Source organism: Microbispora corallina (assembly GCF_016863035.1).
GTDB classification, from domain to species: domain Bacteria; phylum Actinomycetota; class Actinomycetes; order Streptosporangiales; family Streptosporangiaceae; genus Microbispora; species Microbispora corallina.
This window is the reverse complement of sequence record NZ_BOOC01000001.1, coordinates 420,331-438,660: the sequence shown is the minus strand read 5'-3', so window position 1 is coordinate 438,660 and position 18,330 is coordinate 420,331. Positions and strand designations below refer to the sequence as shown.

General features: G+C 73.2%; 15 protein-coding genes. 11 read left to right on the top strand and 4 right to left on the bottom strand.

The features are described from left to right. Positions 1-189 precede the first annotated feature (189 nt). Positions 190-1,371 (top strand): S66 family peptidase, encoded by a 1,182-nt coding sequence (locus tag Mco01_RS02050; RefSeq protein ID WP_307825546.1) that lies wholly within the window; start codon positions 190-192, stop codon positions 1,369-1,371. A 532-nt stretch (positions 1,372-1,903) separates the two neighbouring features. Here the strand turns inward: Mco01_RS02050 and Mco01_RS02045 are convergent. Continuing rightward, a complete protein-coding gene (locus Mco01_RS02045; RefSeq protein ID WP_204055162.1) occupies positions 1,904-2,704 on the bottom strand; it encodes an SDR family NAD(P)-dependent oxidoreductase in 801 nt (266 codons plus the stop codon). A 66-nt stretch (positions 2,705-2,770) separates the two neighbouring features. Here Mco01_RS02045 and Mco01_RS02040 point away from each other — a divergent pair, with 66 nt between their 5' ends. Beyond that, on the top strand, positions 2,771-3,379 hold the full coding sequence (locus Mco01_RS02040; protein ID WP_204055161.1) for a TetR/AcrR family transcriptional regulator: 609 nt from the start codon (positions 2,771-2,773) through the stop codon (positions 3,377-3,379). A gap of 179 nt (positions 3,380-3,558) precedes the next feature. After that, entirely contained in the window at positions 3,559-4,320 is a 762-nt protein-coding gene (locus Mco01_RS02035; RefSeq protein ID WP_204055160.1) for a hypothetical protein, read from the top strand. Positions 4,321-4,330: 10 nt separating this feature from the next. On the opposite strand, the gene Mco01_RS02030 is transcribed toward Mco01_RS02035, so the two are convergent. Further along, positions 4,331-5,197 (bottom strand): alpha/beta fold hydrolase, encoded by an 867-nt coding sequence (locus Mco01_RS02030; RefSeq protein ID WP_204055159.1) that lies wholly within the window; start codon positions 5,195-5,197, stop codon positions 4,331-4,333. A 68-nt stretch (positions 5,198-5,265) separates the two neighbouring features. Between Mco01_RS02030 and Mco01_RS02025 the strand changes: the two genes are divergently transcribed. From Mco01_RS02025 to Mco01_RS01995, 7 genes are all read left to right on the top strand, one after another. After that, complete coding sequence (locus Mco01_RS02025) at positions 5,266-5,964, top strand: type 1 glutamine amidotransferase (protein ID WP_204055158.1); 699 nt, start codon at positions 5,266-5,268, stop codon at positions 5,962-5,964. A 315-nt stretch (positions 5,965-6,279) separates the two neighbouring features. Further along, positions 6,280-9,279, top strand: coding sequence for a bifunctional [glutamine synthetase] adenylyltransferase/[glutamine synthetase]-adenylyl-L-tyrosine phosphorylase (locus Mco01_RS02020; protein ID WP_204055157.1), 3,000 nt, complete (start codon positions 6,280-6,282; stop codon positions 9,277-9,279). Between the two features lie 187 nt (positions 9,280-9,466). Next, the gene (locus Mco01_RS02015) at positions 9,467-11,356 is read left to right on the top strand and encodes a sigma-70 family RNA polymerase sigma factor (RefSeq protein ID WP_204055156.1); all 1,890 of its coding nucleotides are present in this window, start codon (positions 9,467-9,469) and stop codon (positions 11,354-11,356) included. Between the two features lie 375 nt (positions 11,357-11,731). Continuing rightward, positions 11,732-12,568, top strand: a complete 837-nt coding sequence (locus Mco01_RS02010; RefSeq protein WP_204055155.1) for a hypothetical protein — start codon at positions 11,732-11,734, stop codon at positions 12,566-12,568. A 99-nt stretch (positions 12,569-12,667) separates the two neighbouring features. Beyond that, complete coding sequence (locus Mco01_RS02005; protein WP_204055221.1) at positions 12,668-14,665, top strand: hypothetical protein; 1,998 nt, start codon at positions 12,668-12,670, stop codon at positions 14,663-14,665. Between the two features lie 256 nt (positions 14,666-14,921). Continuing rightward, complete coding sequence (locus Mco01_RS02000) at positions 14,922-16,154, top strand: sensor histidine kinase (RefSeq protein ID WP_204055154.1); 1,233 nt, start codon at positions 14,922-14,924, stop codon at positions 16,152-16,154. Positions 16,155-16,322: 168 nt separating this feature from the next. After that, positions 16,323-16,526, top strand: coding sequence for a hypothetical protein (locus Mco01_RS01995; RefSeq protein WP_204055153.1), 204 nt, complete (start codon positions 16,323-16,325; stop codon positions 16,524-16,526). An 11-nt stretch (positions 16,527-16,537) separates the two neighbouring features. Here the strand turns inward: Mco01_RS01995 and Mco01_RS01990 are convergent, their stop codons facing one another. Continuing rightward, positions 16,538-17,179, bottom strand: coding sequence for a GNAT family N-acetyltransferase (locus Mco01_RS01990; RefSeq protein ID WP_204055152.1), 642 nt, complete (start codon positions 17,177-17,179; stop codon positions 16,538-16,540). A 123-nt stretch (positions 17,180-17,302) separates the two neighbouring features. On the opposite strand from Mco01_RS01990, the gene Mco01_RS01985 reads away from it, so the two are divergent. Then, a complete protein-coding gene (locus Mco01_RS01985) occupies positions 17,303-17,821 on the top strand; it encodes an SRPBCC domain-containing protein (RefSeq protein ID WP_204055151.1) in 519 nt (172 codons plus the stop codon). Here Mco01_RS01985 and Mco01_RS01980 read toward each other — a convergent pair. Next, positions 17,791-18,318 carry a GNAT family N-acetyltransferase gene (locus tag Mco01_RS01980; RefSeq protein ID WP_204055150.1) on the bottom strand — a complete coding sequence of 176 codons (528 nt, stop codon included), beginning with the start codon at positions 18,316-18,318 and terminating at the stop codon, positions 17,791-17,793. The two genes, Mco01_RS01985 and Mco01_RS01980, sit on opposite strands and share 31 nt — an antisense overlap. Positions 18,319-18,330: the final 12 nt, after the last annotated feature.

Sequence of the window (18,330 nt, the reverse complement as noted above, 5' to 3'; positions counted from 1 at the left end):
CCAGAAAGACAGCGACGTTGTCGATCTATATCGCCGGACCGGAGGGCGCACACCCAGGGCATGACACCATGATCAATCGACCCCCTGCGTCTTGCCGAAATGGACTTCCGGTGAGCGTCACCCAGTGACTGGGGAAGGCTCACCGGAAGGGGTGATCCTCCACTCCCCCGGGCACCCGGCGCCGGGGACATGTCAAGCCGGGCTTGCCCCTCCGTCACCGGCCCGCTGCCGCTCCGCGGCGGGTCGATGGCACACGGGGCGGACAGGGCCTTCCTTCTGCTTTGGGGTCGCGGCAGGCGAATCCGTGGCTACCCGGCTGAGTATTCCGGCAAGATCATGGGCATGAAGGTGCGATTCCCCTCCCCGTTGCGTCCTGGCGACCGTGTCGGTGTCACCGCCCCCTCCAGTGGAGTGGACGAGAGCCTGCGAGATCGCCTCCAGGCAGCCGTCCGTACCGTGGAGGCGCGCGGATACGAGGTGGTGGTCGGGGAGTGCATGGACGGCACCGGACACGTCAGCGCGCCGGCCGCCGCACGGGCACGCGAACTGATGGACATGCTCCTCGACCCGCGCATCAGGGCCGTCGTACCGCCATGGGGCGGGGTGACCGCGATCGACCTGTTGCCCCTGCTCGACTGGGACCAACTGCGTGAGGCCGACCCGACATGGATCGTCGGCTTCTCCGACATGTCCACGATCATCACTCCGCTCACTCTCATGACCGGGATCGCGACGATCCATGGCAACAACCTGATGGACACGCCGTACCGCGCGCCGGAAGGACTGCTCACCTGGCTGGACGTGACGCTGATGGAGCCGGGAACGACTTTCACGCAGAGTCCGCCGAACCGCTACCGAGCACAAGGATGGGACAACTACAGAACCACTCCGGACGTGAGCGAGTTCACGCTCGACACGCCGGGACGGTGGACGCGGCTGGACGGCGACGGTGACGTGCGGGCCGAGGGCCGGCTGATCGGAGGGTGCATCGAGACCTTGTGCAACCTCACCGGTACGCCGTATGGCGACATCGCGTCCTTCGCAGCGACCACGGCGCCCGAAGGGCTGCTCGTCTACGTCGAGGCGTCCGACGACGACGCGGCGACGATCTGCAGAAACCTGCACGGGATGCGGATGGCCGGATTCTTCACCAACGCCAACGCCGTGCTCGTCGGCCGCACCCGGGCCCCGGGCATCGACTCGCTCACCCAGCATGAGGCGGTGCTCGACGCACTCGGCGGCCTCGCCGTACCGATCATCGCTGACGTCGAGTGTGGCCATGTCCCGCCGTACATGCCTCTGGTCAACGGCGCTCACGGCCACGTGGTGTACACCGAACACCGCAACGAACTCACACAGACACTCACATAGAGCCGCGCGCGGGCGGGCGACGCCGGAGGTGCGAACCGGCATGCACCCGTGGTGGCGGTCGTGCCCCGCTGTAATTCTCGCGGGTCCTTGCCGAGACCCGCACGCCACGGTGGTGCGCGTACTGCCGCTTCATCGCACCGCTTCCTGCCCATGCTCTGACCTGCCGATGACCGCTCCGTGGCCGGAGCGGTCATCGGCAGTCGTGATTGCGGCCTTGACGATCGAAGTCGTCCCGTGTGATCACGACGTCGACCCAGTCGGGCGCCGGCGACCGTCTCTCGTCGTAACGCTGGACCAGCACCGACCCCGGGGTGAGCGTGGCCACGCTCTCCGCTGAGAAGCTGACGTAGTCGGTGTTGACTTCGTCATCGCCTCGCCCCTGGTGACCGAACGCGTGGTAGAGCACCCCCGGGCGCAGCGCGAACGGCCGGGGCGCCCGACTGGCGCCGCCGCGTCGCGGTCGTGATCATACTGTGGTCCGACCGAGGCGCCATCGGTCCGGGGACGGGCGCATCCGGCCACCATTGGGACCTTAGGCGACGCCGCGGATGTGGCCGCCGTCGACGCGGAGAGTGGCGCCGCTGATGTAGCCGGACAAAGGGCTGGCGAGGAAGGCCACGGCGGTGGCGATCTCCTCCGGCCGGCCCAGGCGCTCGATGTCGTTGGGCACCAGTTCGTTCGTCGCGTCCTGTTCGATCTGTTCCCAGCTCTCGCCCCAGCCGCGAGCGGGGGCGATTTCGGTCAGCAGGTCCTTGACGGCTTCGACGAGGATCGCGCCGGGCGCGACGACGTTGGAGGTCACGCCGGTGCCCCGCAACTCGCGCGCGAGCGACACCGCCAGGTTGTGGCGGGCGGCGAGGGTGGCGTTGTACTGCGGGTGCTGGTGCATCGGCTGGACGGCGAGGCCGCCGCCGATGGTGATGACGCGACCCCATCCGCGCTCGCGCATGAAGGGCACCAGCCGCTGGATCATCCGCACGCCGGAGATGACGTTGCCCTCGTAGGTGTCGCGCCAGGTGTCCGGCGTCGCGTCCGCCCAGGAGAGGTGCCTGTAGGCGCCCGCGTTGTTGACCAGGATGTCGACGGGCCCGCCGGCCAGCGCCGCCGACGCCACCGCGTCCGCGCCGTCGTCGCCGGTCAGGTCGCCGATGGCGATGTCGGCCTTCCCGCCGTTCGCACGGATCGCCTCGGCCACCGCCTGGGTGCGCTGTTCGTCGCGTCCGTGCACCACGACCGCGGCGCCTTCGGCGGCGAGCAGGCGCACCGTCGCCTCGCCCAGGCCGGAGCTCGAACCGGTGACCAGAGCACGCTTGCCGGCCAGGTTCAGGTTCATGGAATTCCCCCGTTCGCACTGTGTGTCTACAGCTGTAGACCTCGACATGAGTCTACACTCGTAGACATGGTGGAGGACACGCGTGGACCGGCTGACGGCTCACGGCGGCGCGACGCCGGCGCGACCCGTGAGGCGATCCTGATCTCGGCGGTGGAGGCGTTCACCCGCGCCGGCTACGACGGCGCCGGAGTACGGGAGGTGGCCGGCAACGCGGGAGTGACCGCCATGCTGGTCAACCGCTACTTCGGGTCGAAGGAACAGCTCTTCGCGGAGGCGGTCGACCGCTCCTTCGCGCCGCGAACGGTGGTGGGCGACGACCCGGACGCGCTGAGCGAGCAGACGGCGAAGGCCGTGGCCAGGCGGACCGCGCCGTACGCCGACGACCTGGACCCGTTCCTGCTGATGCTCCGGTCGGCGGCGAATCCGCGAGCCGCGGAGATCATCCGGGCGGGCATCGAGAGGCACGTGGGGGGGCACCTCACCGGTCTGCTGTCCGGGACGGACGCGGAGGCGCGGGCGGAGTTGCTGCTGTCCCTGATCGCCGGGGTGTGGCTGATGCGCAAGGTCGTCGCGACCCCCGCGCTCGCCGGCATGGACGAGGAGTCCCTCGCCGTACGGCTGCGAGAGCTGATGCGTATGCTGGTCGACCCGCCACCGGATGGCGCCGGGCCGTGAGCGGGCCCGGCGCGCGCGGGGACCTCCGCCCCCGCCGGTCATGGAGGTGTTACAGGCTGCTAATGATCCTGACACCGCCGCATGTTTTTCTGGATCTCAGGCCGGAACAGTAAAATCGGTTTCGTTGTTACGACTTTTACGGATGAACCGTTTCAGGGACCTGGGGAGGGCGTAACCCAATGACGGCGGCTGTGGGGCTGCAGACCGTGTTGACCGTGCCCAAGCGCTTCCGTGGGCCGGAGGGCACCGCGAACGGCGGCTGGATCGCCGGCACGCTGGCGGGCGTGCTGCGCGGGGCGGGCAACGAGTCCCCGGTGGAGGTCACCCTCCACAAACCTGTCCCGCTGGAGACGGAGCTCGCGGTCGAGCACGTCGGCAACGCCGTCGCGCTGTGCCGGGACGACAGCCACCTCGTGGAGGCCATCCCCGTCGCGGAGACCCTCACCCCGCCGCCGTTCGTGTCGTTCACGGACGCGGCCCGCGCCGAGGCGGGCTTCCCCGGCCTGGGCGGCCACGCGATCGCGGGGTGCTTCGCCTGCGGCGTACGGGAGCCTGGCGACGGCCTGCGGATCTTCCCCGGGCCGGTCGAGGGCACCGACCTGGTGGCCGCCGGGTGGCGGGTGCCGGTGGGCGTGACCGACGAGCACGGCGTGGTCCCCGAGTCGATCGTGTGGGCGGCCCTCGACTGCGCCACCGGATGGGCGCACCACTGCTCCGGCGCCGCCTCCCAGCCGGTCGAGTCGGCCCTGCTGGGACGGCTGACCGGCCAGGTCTACCGGCGCGTGTACCCGATGGGCCGCTACTCGGTCGTGGCCCGCCCGGTCCGGCGCGAGGGCCGCAAGCTGTTCGGCGTGAGCGCGGTCTACGAGCTGGACGGCACGCTGGTCGCGGCCGCCGCGGCCACCTGGATCACGCCGCGCCCGGTCGCCGACTGCGCCTGACCGCCGTCCCTCAGGGGGACGGCTCCGTCAGCCGGCTCGCGACGAGACGGGCGCAGCGCGGGTCGAACACGATCGTGTAGTGGTTGCAGTCGTCCACGACCTCCTGGCGCAGCGACGGCAGCCGCGTGGCCCACTCCGCCGCGAGGTCGTCGGGCAGCATGCCGACGGGCTGGTTGAGCAGTCCCCGCGGGGCGCGCAGCAGCGACAGCGGCGCCTCGACCGCCTTGAGCGCCGCGGCGATGGCCTCGGTCTCGGTCAGCAGCCAGCGCCCGTCCTGCCGTACGGCGTCCTCACGGGCGCGGGAGCGGACGGCGCTCTCGGCGCCGGTCGCGTCGTAGCGGACGTACTCCTCGACCAGCGGCGACCAGCCCTCGCCGAGCGCCGGGTGCGCCCGGAAGAAGTCCACGTAGGCGTCCACGCTCGGGTACGTCATGCTCAGCCGCTGGATCGCCGGCCCCAGGGTCAGCGTCAGCACCTCGTCGGGGTCGGCGCCCGGGGGCATCGGCAGCGGCAGGCCGCCGTCGATCAGCACGACCCGGGCGTAGCGCCGGGCGGCGCCGTGCAGGGCGGCCACATAGGCGCCCATGGAGTGGCCGGTGAGCACGCTCGTCTCGTCCGCGCCCACGTGCCGGGCGACCAGGTCGAGGTCCTCCGCGTGGCGGTCCAGCCCGTACGGGCCGGAGACGCCGGCGCTGTGACCGCGTCCGCGCAGGTCGGGGGCGACCAGCGTCCATCCCGGGGGAAGGGCGTCGGCGACCGCGCCCCAGGACACGTGTGAGCCGGTGATGCCGTGCGCCGCGATGACCAGGCGCGGGCCCTCGCCGAAGAGGGCGATCCGGAGCCGCCCGCCGGGGACGGCCACCTCATCGAATTTCATGATTCGGACTGTACGGTACGACCCGCCCAGGGATGTCTCATCTGGATATGTGTCCCTAAGCTCGGATCATGCATGAACTCATCGTCATCGAGCACGAGGCCGAGGCCGGGCTCGGGTTCTTCGCCGGATGGCTGGAGGGGGCGGGCGTCCGGTGCGAGGTCGTCCGGCCGTACAAGGGTGAGCCGGTGCCCGAGCGGGCAGGGGACGGGCTGCTCGTCCTCGGCGGGGCGGCGTCCGCCTGGGACGACGAGGGGTACGGCTGGCTGCCGGCGACCCGGGCGCTGATGGCGCGTTCGGTGGAGTCCGGCGTCCCGACCCTGGGGATCTGCCTGGGGGCCCAGCTCATGACCATCGCCTGCGGCGGGACGGTCGAGCGCGGGACGGCCGGACTGGAGATCGGCGCCGGGGCGATCGAGCCGCTGCCGGAGGCCGCGGACGACCCCCTGTTCTCGGCGCTGCCGGCCGGGCCGTGGCGGGCCGTGCAGTACCACTACGACGCGATGACCGCGCTGCCCGCGGGGGCGGTGCGGCTGGCGACCGGTTCCCAGTACCCCAACCAGGCGTACCGGCTGGGGGAGCGGGCCTGGGCCGTCCAGTTCCACCCCGAGGCGTCCGCGGGGATCTTCGCGTCCTGGACGGGCACGAGCGACATGGACCCGCTCCGGGTCGCCGACCTGGACGCGCGGGTGCGGGAGGCGGAGCCGGAGCTCGAGGCCACCTGGCGGCCCTTCGCGGAGGCGTTCGCCGCCCAGGTGGCCATGGAGTGAACGGGACGCCACGCCGGGGAGACGCGCGAGGTGCGCGGGCAATCCGCGTGATGGGCCGATTACGCTGAGAAACCGCTAAGGACGCGCACAGGGCCGCGAGTTACCGTGTGCGATGTGCTCCACCGGCGCGCCCGACCCCATGCGGGCGCCCGGGGGGCACACCAGGTCGACGGCGGTGGGTCCGGCAGCGACCCGGAGGAGCGGCCCCGTCGGGAGCCGATCTCAGCGAGGAGGCTTTCATCCCATGTGTACCGTTACTGGGAAGGCCTGTCTCGGGGGGCCGACGTGATCGACGTCGGGGTGGAGGAAGGAACGGTGAACGCCGCGCCTCGGATACAGACGACGGCAGGACGCCTGGCGGCACTCGGGTTCGCCGACGGCGCCCGGGCGGAGCGGCTCCTCGACGAGCTCGGGCCCGAGGCGGTCGGCGACTTCGCCCTGCTCGACGACCTCGTCCGCGCCGCCGACCCCGACCTCGCGCTCACGTCGCTGAACCGCCTCGTCGAGCGTGACCCGAGCGTGCTCGGGGCGTTCCGCGCCGACCCCGCCCTGCGCGGGCGGCTGCTCGGCGTCTTCGGGCTGAGCGTCGCGCTGGGCGACCACGTCGTCCGGCACCCCGAATGCCTGCAGCTGCTCCAGCCGGCCGCACGGCCGACCGACCGGGAGATGCGCGAGGAGCTGCTGCTCGCCGTCGGCGCCGACCCGGACGCGGCCGAGCCGGTGGCGGGCGGCGCGTCGCTGGAGACGGCCGAGCCCGCGGCGGCCGGCCCGGCGACGGAGGCGCTGCGCGTCGCCTACCGCGGACGGCTGCTCCAGCTCGCCGGGCGCGACGTCACCGGCGAGGCCACCCTCGCCGAGACCGCGGCCGCGCTGGCCGACCTCGCCGGCGCCGCGCTGGAGGCGGCCCTCGCGATCAGCCGCGCGGAGACCGCCGACGCCGGTAACGTCCGCCTCGCCGTCATCGGCATGGGCAAGTGCGGCGCCCGCGAGCTCAACTACATCTCCGACGTCGACGTGGTCTTCGTGGCGGAGCCGCGTGACGGGGTCGACGAGACCAAGGCGCTGCAGACGGCGACCCGCCTCGCCCAGGGCATGATGCGGGCCTGCTCCACCAGCACGCCCGAGGGGTCCCTGTGGGAGGTGGACGCCAACCTCCGGCCCGAGGGCAAGATGGGCCCGCTCGTGCGGACGCTGGAGAGCCACATCGCCTACTACCGCCGCTGGGCCAAGACGTGGGAGTTCCAGGCGCTGCTGAAGGCGCGCCCGGTCGCGGGCGACCAGGAGCTCGCCCGGGAGTACGCCTCGGCCGTCAACGAGCTGGTCTGGCAGGCGGCGGCCCGGCCCAACTTCGTCGAGGACGTCCAGGCGATGCGCCGCCGCGTCGAGGCCCACGTCCCCGCGGGCGAGGCCGACCGGCAGATCAAGCTCGGGCCGGGCGGGCTGCGCGACATCGAGTTCGCCGTGCAGCTCCTCCAGCTCGTGCACGGGCGCTCCGACCCGCTCCTGCGGCGGCGGGCGACCCTGTCGGCGCTGGCCGCCCTGTCCCGCGGCGGGTACGTCGGCCGGGACGACGCCAAGGCGCTGGCCGAGGCCTACACGTTCCTGCGCCAGGTCGAGCACATGATCCAGCTGCACCGGCTCCGCCGTACGCACGTGGTGCCGTCGGACACGGCCGACCTGCGCCGGATCGGCCGGGGGCTCGGCATGACGACCGACCCGGTGGGCGAGTTCACCACGACGTGGAAGCGCCACGCCCTGGAGGTGCGGCGGCTCCACGAGAAGCTGTTCTACCGGCCGCTGCTCCAGGCGGTCGCCCGGCTCCCCGAGACCGAGGCGCGGCTGTCGGCGGCCGCGGCCACGGCCCGGCTGGAGGCGCTCGGCTACACCGACCCCGAGGGCGCGCTGCGCCACATCGCGGCGCTGACCAGCGGAGTGTCCCGGCGTGCGGCGATCCAGCGGACGCTGCTGCCGGTGATGCTCGCCTGGTTCGCCGACGCCCCCGACCCGGACGCGGGCCTGCTCGGCTTCCGCCAGGTGAGCGACAAGCTCGGCTCCACACCCTGGTACCTGCGGCTGCTGCGCGACGAGACCGCGGTCGCCGAGCTGCTGGCCCGGCTGCTCGGCACGAGCCGCTACGTGACCGGTTTACTGCTGCACGCGCCGGACGCCGTCGCGATGCTCGGCTCGCCCGCCGAGCTCGCCGTACGGCCGCCCGCGACGCTCGTGGCCGAGGCGGCGGCGGCCGTGACCCGGCACGGCGAGAACGCCGAGACGGCGGTCGCGGCCGTGCGCGCCCTGCGCCGCCGGGAGCTGTTCCGCACGGCCTGCGCCGACCTGTCCGGCCTCATCGACATCGAAGAGGTCGGCCAGGCCCTCGCGACGCTGAACGACGTGACGATCCAGGCCGCCCTGGACGCCGCCGTGAACAAGGTCTCGGCCGGCCGCCCGTTCCCGACGCGGATGGCCGTCATCGCGATGGGCCGGCTGGGCGGGCTGGAGAGCTCCTACGCCAGCGACGCCGACGTGATGTTCGTGCACGCCCCGCTGCCCGGCGTGCCGGAGCGGGAGGCGACCGACGCGGCGCACGCGGTGGCCGAGCAGACCCGGCGGCTGCTCTCGCTGCCCGCCCCCGACCCGCCGCTGCAGGTGGACGCCGGGCTCCGGCCCGAGGGCAGGCAGGGCCCGCTCGTGCGGACGATCGCGTCCTACAAGGCGTACTACGACCGGTGGTCGTCCCACTGGGAGGCCCAGGCGCTGCTGCGGGCCCGGTTCTGCGCCGGGGACGCCGAGCTCGGCCGGGCGTTCACGGACATGGTCGACCCGCTGCGGTACCCGGCGGACGGCATCTCCGACGACGCCGTGCTGGAGATCCGCAGGCTCAAGGCCAGGATGGAGGCCGAGCGGCTGCCGCGCGGCGCCGACCCGACCCTGCACACCAAGCTCGGCCGCGGCGGCCTCGCCGACGTGGAGTGGGTGGCGCAGCTCCTCCAGCTCCGGCACGCGGGAGCCGTACCGGCCCTGCGGACGACCCGGACGCTCGACGCCCTGCGCGCCGCCGCGGCGGAGGGCCTGCTCGACCCGGCCGACGAGGCGGTGCTGTCCGAGGCGTGGCTGTTCGCCTCCCGGATCCGGGACGCGATCATGCTGGTGCGCGGCCGGGCGGCCGACAGCATCCCCGGCGTGGTCAAGGAGCGGGCGCTGATCGCGCGGGCCCTCGGATACCCGCCGGACGGCTCGGAGGACTTCGTCGACGACTACCGGCGGATGACGCGCCGGGCCAGGGCCGTGGCCGAACGGGTCTTCTACGACGGCTGATCCGGCGGGTCTCGCTCCTGCCGCCTATGGCCGCGGCGGCCGGCGAGAAGTCGGGGCCGGATTTTCGTTGTCCGCATGCGCGGCTCCGGGTCTCCTGTGACGAGGACAGACCAATGTCCAGTTCGAGAGACTTGTCCGCGCCACCGGCCGGCCGGTGGCCCGGACGACCTACAGGGAGCGATGCGCGATGGCCCGAACCGGGAGGGACGGACCGGACACCGCGATGGTGGCCGCTGCGCGGGACGGGGACAGGAGGGCGCTGGACGCCCTGGTGGCCGACTCGCTGCCGCTCGTCTACAACATCGTCGGACGGGCCCTGAACGGGCACGCCGACGTCGACGACGTGGTCCAGGAGACCCTTCTCCGGGTGGTCCGGGGGCTGCCCGCCCTCCGCGAGCCCGAGTCGTACCGGTCGTGGCTCGTCGCCATCGCCGTACGGCAGGTGCGCGATCGCGAGCGGGACCGCCGGGCGGCGCTCGACCGGAGGGCCGACCTGGACGCCGTCGCCGAGGTCCAGGATCCGGCCGCCGACTTCGCGGGGGTGACCATCCTGCGGCTCGGGCTCACCGACCAGCGGCGCGAGGTCGCCGAGGCCACCCGCTGGCTCGACCCCGCGGACCGGTCGCTGCTCGCCCTGTGGTGGCTGGAGGAGACGGGCGAGCTGCGGCGATCGGACCTCGCGGGCGCCCTCGGCCTGTCCGGCCGGCACGCCGCCGTCCGCGTGCAGCGGATGAAGGAGCAGCTCGACACCGCCCGGACCGTCGTCAGGGCCCTGGCCGCCGATCCCGGTTGTCCGGCGCTGGCCGTCGCGGCCCGGGACTGGAACGGCGTGCCCGGGCCGTTGTGGCGCAAGCGCTTCGCCCGGCATGTGCGCGGCTGCGCCGAGTGCGAGCCGCGCGGACGGGGCCTGCTGCCGGTCGACCGGTTGCTGGGCGGTCTGCCGCTGCTCCCCGTCCCGGCCGGGTTCGCCCTGGAGCGCCTGATCGCCGCCGTCCACCGCGGCCTCGCGCCGGAGCCGTCCGTGGCGGCCCCGCATGGGCCCGCGCATCGACCCGGCGGCTCACCCGGCGGGCGCGCGCGGAGGCACCTCCCGCGGCCGCGGCGGCCGCGCCTGCCTCTGGCGGGGTCCGTCGCCGTGACGGGGGTCGCGGCCGTGGTCGTGGGCGGCGCCGCCGTGACGGGACACCTGTCCGCGCCGCCTGCCGAGCGGCTGACCGCCCGGTCGGCGCCCGCCGTCTCCCGTACGCCCTCGGCGCGGCCCGCTCCAGCCCCGAAGCGGCATTCGACCGCTTCGAGCGCTCACCGCCTGCCCGCGGCGCCCTCTCGGACCCCCGCCCCGCCGTCCGGCAGGAAGGGGGTCGGCGTGTGGAAGATGCCCGGCGTCGGCACGGCTCTCGCCCGCTCGCGCGCGAGCTGGTACTACACCTGGGCCGCCGGGCACGACGGGGTCGTCACGCCGAAGGGGGTTCGGTTCGTCCCCATGGTCTGGGGTCCGGCCTCGGTCACCCGCGACAACCTGGCCAAGGCGAGGAGTGCCGGGCCGTACCTGCTGGGGTTCAACGAGCCGGACATGGCGGCCCAGGCGAACATGACCGTCGAGAAGGCCCTCGCGCTGTGGCCGAAGCTCATGGCGGCGGGACGGGTCATCGGGAGCCCCGCCGTCGCGTACGGCGCGGACACCCCCGGGGGCTGGCTCGACCGGTTCATGAGGGGCGCGGCCAAGCGGGGATACCGCGTGGACTTCGTGGCGCTGCACTGGTACGGCGGCGACTTCCGGACCGAGGTCGCGGTCGGGCGGCTGAAGTCCTACCTCCAGGCGGTGTACCGGCGGTATCACAAGCCGATCTGGCTGACCGAGTACGCCCTGATCGACTTCTCGCACGGCACCCGCTTTCCGACGGAGACGCGCCAGGCCGCCTTCGTCACCGCCTCGACGAAGATGCTGGCCACCCTGCCGTACGTGCACCGGTACGCGTGGTTCGGCCTGCCGGCCACGGGCTCGCGGCCGAACAGCGGCCTCTTCCGCGACGACGGCACCCCCACCCCCGCCGGCCGGGCCTTCCGGGCCGCCCCCTGACGCGTCGGCCTCTCGCCGCTCACGTTGCCCGTCGTCCGGCGACGGGAGATGTGGCTGCGGCGGATACGCCGGTCGGGCGGCCCGACGCCGGCGTGCGGGAGGGCGGCCGGTCGGGAGGGCGGCGGGTGGAGTGACGGCGGTCGGGGCCGGGTTCGCTGGGCGGCGGCCGGGTAGTCCGGGAGCCGCCCGCGACGGCTGCCCGGGCGGCTCCCGAGGAGCGTCCCCGTCTGTCCCCCGGGGACGCGTTCCCCACCGGGCTGCGCACTACCCGGGGCCGGGGCCCGTATGCACGCGAATCGGTCCGGCGCAGCCGGTTGTCCCCAGAACCGGGTTCGGGTCGGTGAGGAGACACGGCCGGCTGGCACCGTCTCGGACGTGATCCTGCTGCCCGTTCCCACGGTCCTGGAGGCCGCCTACCTGGTGGCCGCGCCCGCACGCATCCCCGCCGATCCCACGGCCCTGGTGGAGGATCGGTGGTCCTCCCTGCCCTGGCCCGACGAGCCGCCTCCGGTCGGCCTGAGGATCAGGGAGACGGGGGCCGACGATCCCGCCCTCGCGCCCGTGCTGGAGATCGTCTGCTGCGGTGAATGCTCGCCGGAGCTGGAGCCGTTGTTCCCCCTTCTGTCCGGCCGTTCGTCCCACCTGCTGGTCACCTGCGCGGCTCCTCCGGGCTGGCCGCCGCTGCATCTGTGGGCCGGGTCGCACGCGGTCGACGCGGTGGCGGCCGTCAGCGGAGGTGTCCGGGTCGACGTCGACGCCGCCCGCCTCCTGCCGGACCCCTGGCGACCGCCGCCGCTCGCCGCCGTGGGCGACTTCGGGGTCGCGCGGTGGATCCGGGTGGAGGCCTCCGGCGAGCGAGACGGGCTGGGCCTCCGCACACTGGGCCTGGCCCGCCTCGGGGTCCCCGAACTGCGCGTCGGCGAGCCGGGCGGCCTGGGGCCGAAGGCCGGCGAGGCCGCGTGGTGGACGCACGTCCTGCACGGGCTGGCCCAGGTTCTCGTCACCCGCCTGTTCACGGATGTGGCCTGTTACCCCGGGCGGGGGAGCCGCGCGGTGCCGGCGGAGCTGACCGTGACGGCGGCCGACATCGCCGCGGCCGAGGCCCGGCCCGCAGGCTCGGATCCCTCCGTCAGGGAGCCGGTCGGACTGTCGCTCCGCTATGAGGTGTCACGCGGAGGCGCCCAACGCTTCATCGTGGGCCGGGTGTTCTGACCCCGTTCGTCCCTGCTGCGCCGGATGCCGGGAGAGGAGGAGACCGTGATTGTCCGAAGCGTTGCCATCGCGATCAGTGACGGTGTATCAACGGTGCGGGTGATCTCATTGATCTCGTACTACGCGGACCTCGCCATCGGTCTGATCCTGGCCTTCCTCCTGTTGTCGCTTCTGGTGAGCGGCCTCAACGAGGGCATCGTCCGGCTGCTCGGCATCCGCAGCAAGTTCCTCTGGGCGTACCTGCGCGACACCCTGGACGGGGCTGAGACGGCCGACAAGGTGGCCGCACCGCTGCGCGTGCTCGACCGTGTGCTCGGGGCGCTGAAGGGGCTGGGCCGCCGGCTCCGGGCGCCCCTGATGGACCTGCTGCCGCCCCCCGCCGAGGGCCGGTCCCGGCTTCCTGCGACCGTGCTCGGCGTCTTCGCGAGGCTGCCGTTCGGCAAGGATCCGCGGCCGCGGTTCAACCCGCAGCCGCCGCCCGTGGAGAGTCCTCCGCTCGCCCCCGCGCCGGACTCGGTCGCCGCCGAGCGGATGGCCGCGGGCGACCCCCCGGCCGGCGAACCCTCCACTGCGTCCGCGGAGCCCGCGCCCCCCACTCCGCCGGCCTCCGCCACGGACCCGTCGGCGTCCGCGAGCCCCGGCGAGCCTGCGTCCCCCACTCCGCCTGCTGGCGCCCCAGACCCGTCGGCGTCCGCGAGCCCCGCGGAGCCCCGGACCGTGCCTGCCGAGAGCGGCGGCCCGTCCTCCCGCGTCACCGCCTCGCTCCCCGCCGACGCCCCCACCGGCGTCGCGGCGGATCCCGGGCACGTGGCGGAGCGGGCGGACGGGGTCGAGTTCGGAGCGGCGGCCGGCCGCGTCCCCGTCCTGTCGGCGGGGGAGGGCGACTCGGCGGGGGAGGGCGACCTCGACCCCGCGCACACGGCCGAGCAGGCGGACGGCGTGGAGTTCGCGGCAACGGACGGGCGGGTCGTGATGTCGTCGGTCGACGGCGCCGATCTCGACCCGGCGCACTCGGCCGAGCAGGCGGACGCCGTGGAGTTCCCGCGGCCGGCCGAGCCCGTCCCGGCTTCGTCGCTGACCGACACCACGGGCGCCGCCACCGGAGCGACCACGGACGCTGGTGCCGCCGCAGCAGGCGGGGCCGCGACGGCCGCGACGCCCGCGACAACTGCCGCGGCCGCGACGGCCGCGACAGCCGCCGGGGCCGCCACGTCGGACGGCGCCGCCGATCCGGCCCAGCCCGCCGGGCAGGCGGACGCCCAGGAGGCCGGGGTCGCATCGCCCGCGACAGCCGCGCCCGACGCGGCGGCGGACGTCGCGCCGCGGGTCGTGCCTCCGGGCCTGGGCAAGTCGATGGCCGAGTTGCTCTACGAGCGGCTGCAGGAGATCGACCATGCCAAGCGGGGGAAGACGAGCATCGCCCAGATCCCGCCGGCCCGCTTCGCCGTCGCCGTCATGGAGATCGCGACCGAGTACGGCGGGGTCGAGGCGCTCATGCGCGACCTCGACAGCCTGAAGAGCCCCTTCTACCGCCCCCTCAAGGCGGTCCTCGACAGGGCCAGCGACGACATGGAGGCGTTACGGCGGGGCATCGAGGAGTGGTTCGACGGGGAGATGGAGCGCCTCAGCCTCCTCTACCGGCGTTACGTCCGCTGGGTCGTCGTCGCGCTGGGTCTCATCGTGACCCTCGTCTTCAGCATGGACGCCCTGGAGTACGGCAAGACGCTGCTGACGGACAACGCCTACCGCAGCGAGGTGACGGCCTTCGCCCAGTCGGGTCCGCAGGCCCTGGCCCCACTGCGGGAGCAGTGCGCCCCCGAGCAGGACGCCTACGCCTGCGTGACCGACGTGCTCAGCACCCCGGCGTTCGTCAAGATCTTCACGCACGCCCCGGTCAGCGTCACCATGAGCACCGACGGCACCCCCTCATGGCAGTGGAAGGCGGGCGACTGGTGGAGCCGCCTGTCGGCGCCGGGCCACTGGCCGGGCTTCCTCGTCACGCTGATCGCCCTGCTGTTCGGCGCGCCGTTCTGGTGGGACATCCTGCGCCGCGTCAGCGGGATCAGGTCCCGCACGAGCGGCACCACGAGCAGTTGAGGGGAGAACCGCCACCCGTCATCCGATTCCCCCAGGAAAGGCGTACGCTGACGTCAGCGCGGGAAATACGTAAACAAAGTTAGCCGGGCGCAAAGAAGTCCCCAAGGAAATGCATATTTTCCTACCGGTGCTGTAATGCCTGGATATGATCGACTTAATCTGAAACGTGCGTCTTTCCGGAATCAGCGAACCCCTGGTCAGGATCCGCCCCGGAGCGAGGTCCCTGACCCCCTATGTCCAAGGTTTGTCCTCTCTGGTGGCCGGCAGTCCGCCCGCGCGACGGCTGTGGCCGTCGGTGAAGGAGAAGTCCCCCAAGTTCATCGGGTGGGGCTCCGGTGAGATCGGCGACCTCCTCCTGGTGGCGGCGGTCCTCGCGTCCGTCATCCCCACGGCGCTGATCGGCCGGACCTTCTCGCTGTGGGGGCCGGTCCCCGACCCCATCGAGATCGTCCTGGGCGTGGTCACGGCCGCGACCATGCCGCTCCGCCGCCGCCTGGCCTGGCCGATGATCGTCGCAGGGGTCGTCTGCGCCTGCGTCACGGGCGTGGTCGTGCCGCTCACCCTGGCGGCGTACTCCATGACCGCGTACAACACGGTCCGCCGCTGGCAGTGGGTGGCGGCCGGCATGCTCGTCGTGTACGTGGCCGTCGACTACGTGAACCCGTACACCGACGAGAACCTCTATTTGTGCCTGATCCGCGGGCTGATGCCCGTGGTCCTCCCCGCGCTCGTCGGCACGTGGGTGTGCCGCTACCGGGGCATGGTCCAGGAGCTGCGGGCCGGCGTGCGGGCGCGGGAGGAGTGCGCCGCCTGGCGGGAGCGCCGGCGGATCGCCGGGGAGCTCCACGACACCGTGACGCACGCCGTGACCTCCATGGCGCTCAACGCCGGGATCATTCCCGACACCGACGACCGGCGGGAGATCCGCCGGCTCGCCGGGACCATCGAGGACAAGGCCGTCCAGGCCCTCACCGAGCTGCGCGAGCTGCTCACCGTGCTGCGCAGCGACGAGGTGCCGGCCTCGGCCGCCGGCGTGGCGGCCATCGAGACCCTGGTGTCCGAGGCCCGGGCCACGGGCCTGCGCGTGGGCCTGCGGCTCGACGTTCCGGAGGAGGCGCTGTCCCGGTCGGTCCAGCACGCGAGCTACCGGGTCGTCCAGGAGGGGCTCAACAACGTGCGCAAGCACGCCCCGGGCGCCGACGTCCACGTCAGCTGCGGCCTGCGGAACGGCGAGGTGGCGGTGAGGGTGGTCAACGGCAGGGGCGCGCCGGCGCAGGAGGCCGCCGGTCGCCCGGCCCACTACGTCGAGTCCGGCTATGGGCTCGGCGGCCTGCGTGAGCGGGTCGGCCTCGTGGGCGGCAGGGTGGAGGCCGCTCCCACCCGGGAGGGCGGCTTCTCGCTGTCGGCGTTCATTCCGTGCGGGTCCCGTCGGGACGAGGAGACCCGGCTCCGGGCCGGCCTCGCCGATCCGTCCGGACCGTGCTGGTGATTATCGGCATTACCTTTTCTTGACCATTCCTTGGTCTCCATACAAGGTAGTGACGCACCCTGTCTGGAAGCTTTCAAGAAAAGGAGTCGTTAAGTAGTCTGATACTTCCCTGGACAATTACCAGACGGATGGTCGCGGCCCCCGCGGCCGAGGGAAGCGGAGGACACCATGGACGTGTACGACATAGTGGTTCTGGAACCGGCGGCGATCGTGGTGGCGGTCGGGGGCGTCCTCCTCTGGCTGGCGATCCTCGCGCTGGCCATGGTCCGCTACCGCCCCGCCGACCGTCACCTGGGAAGGCGCCACCCGAGTGCCCCCGCCCCCCAGCCCGTCGACGAGGCCCGGAACGTCCCCTCCCCCTGCGAGGTCTAACCTGCGGCCCCTCAGGCGCCGAAGAGCGCCAGGCAGGGGCCGAGCCCGGCGACCGAGACCTCCGGCCGGTCCGTGAGCTCCCAGTCCGAGCGGGTCAGGCGCAGCCGCTCGGTGACGACTGCCTCACCATCCACGATGTCCCGGGCGATGCCGTCGGGGCGGTAGCCGAGCCGCCGGGAGATCCGCAGCGGGGCGGGGTTGTCCGCGAACGACATGGTGGTCGCCTCCGAGGCCCCGAGGCCGGCGAAGGCGAGATGCAGGACGGCCGACCGCATGGACCGCCCGATGCCCCGGCCCTGATGCTCCAGGCCGAGCCACGACCCCGTCCGCACCTCCCGGAGTATCCCGAAGTCCTGCGCCCCGACCTGCTGGATCCCCACCGGATGGCCGTCCTCGAAGACCGTCAGGTCGAGCGACCAGTCCCGAGGCGTCCACGAACCGCGACGGCGCCAGTGGCGCTGCACCACCTCACGCGCCCGCTCCGCCGGAGGCAGGTCGCTCCAGGGCCGCAGGAACGGCCGCCGGTCCGGCTCATGGACCCCCTTCGCGGCCACGTCGGCCAGCTCGGCCAACTCCTCCTCATCGGGCAGTCGCAGTTCGAGGCGGCCGGTCCTCAGGCGCAGCCCGAGCAGGGGCCAGTGGTCGATCAGCATGAGGCATTCTGGCGCCTCGCCTCCCGTCCGGAGCAATCCGTTTTACGCCGCCCCTTGACGTGCCGCGAATGAAGAGAGAGCATCGCTCTTGCAAGAGAGCGATGATTCCATCGAGGAGCGATGATGACGGGCAAGCTGCTCTACACCGGGCCGTCCCTGGCCGTTCTGCACGACGCGTACGCCGGTCGCGGCCGGATCGACGACCGGGCGCCGCTCGTGTCGTCGTCCAGCCTCGTCGTGGACGCGTCCCCGGCGCGCGTGTGGGCCGTCATGACGGATCTCGCCTCGTGGGCCGGCTGGGCCACGGGGATCCGCGTCCTGGAAGCGGGCGAGGTGCGGCCGGGGGAGCGGTTCCGCTGGCGGCTGAACGGGATCGCGCTGCGCTCGCGGTTCGCCGTGGTGGAGCCGGAGCGCGAACTGATCTGGACCGGGACGTTCCTGGTGTACCGGGCGGTGGACCGGCATGTCCTGGAGCCCCTTCCCGGCGGGCGGACGAGGGTGACGGTCGAGGAGTCGCTCGCCGGGCCGTTCCTGCCCCTCCTGTACGGCCCGGCCCGCCTGAGGGCCAACCACGAGCGCTGGCTGAACGACCTCGCGGCCGCCGTGCAGCGTCAGCCGCGCGGCTCCAGCGCCCGTCGGTAGCGGATCTCGGTCAGCGGGAAGCCGTCCGAGTCGTCCCGCTGGACCGCCCCGTCCGGACGCCAGCCGGTGCGCTCGTAGAACCGGCGGGCGCGCGCATTGGCGTCGACGACCCAGAGGGTCGCCTGCTCGTACCCCGCGGCGGACATCGCGTCCACCGCCGCCGTCATCAGGCGGGAGCCGAGCCCGGCACCCCACATCTCGGGCAGAAGGTAGATCGTGGTGATCTCCGCCGTGGTCTCGGGGGCGACGTCCGCGTCCCGTCCCGGGCCGAACCCGGCGAATCCCGCCACGGAGCCGTCCCGCTCCGCCACCAGGAAGCCCGTACGCGGCCAGGAGGGCTCCCGGAGCAACCGCTCCCACAGCGGGAGGCGCATGGCGGGGGTCAGGCCGTCCAGATGATCCTGGGGCATCAGGCCGGCGTAGGCGGCCTGCCACGAGCGGACGTGGACGACGGCGATCGCCTCGGCGTCCGCCGGTTCGGCGCGTCGGATGACCATCGCTGTGTCCTA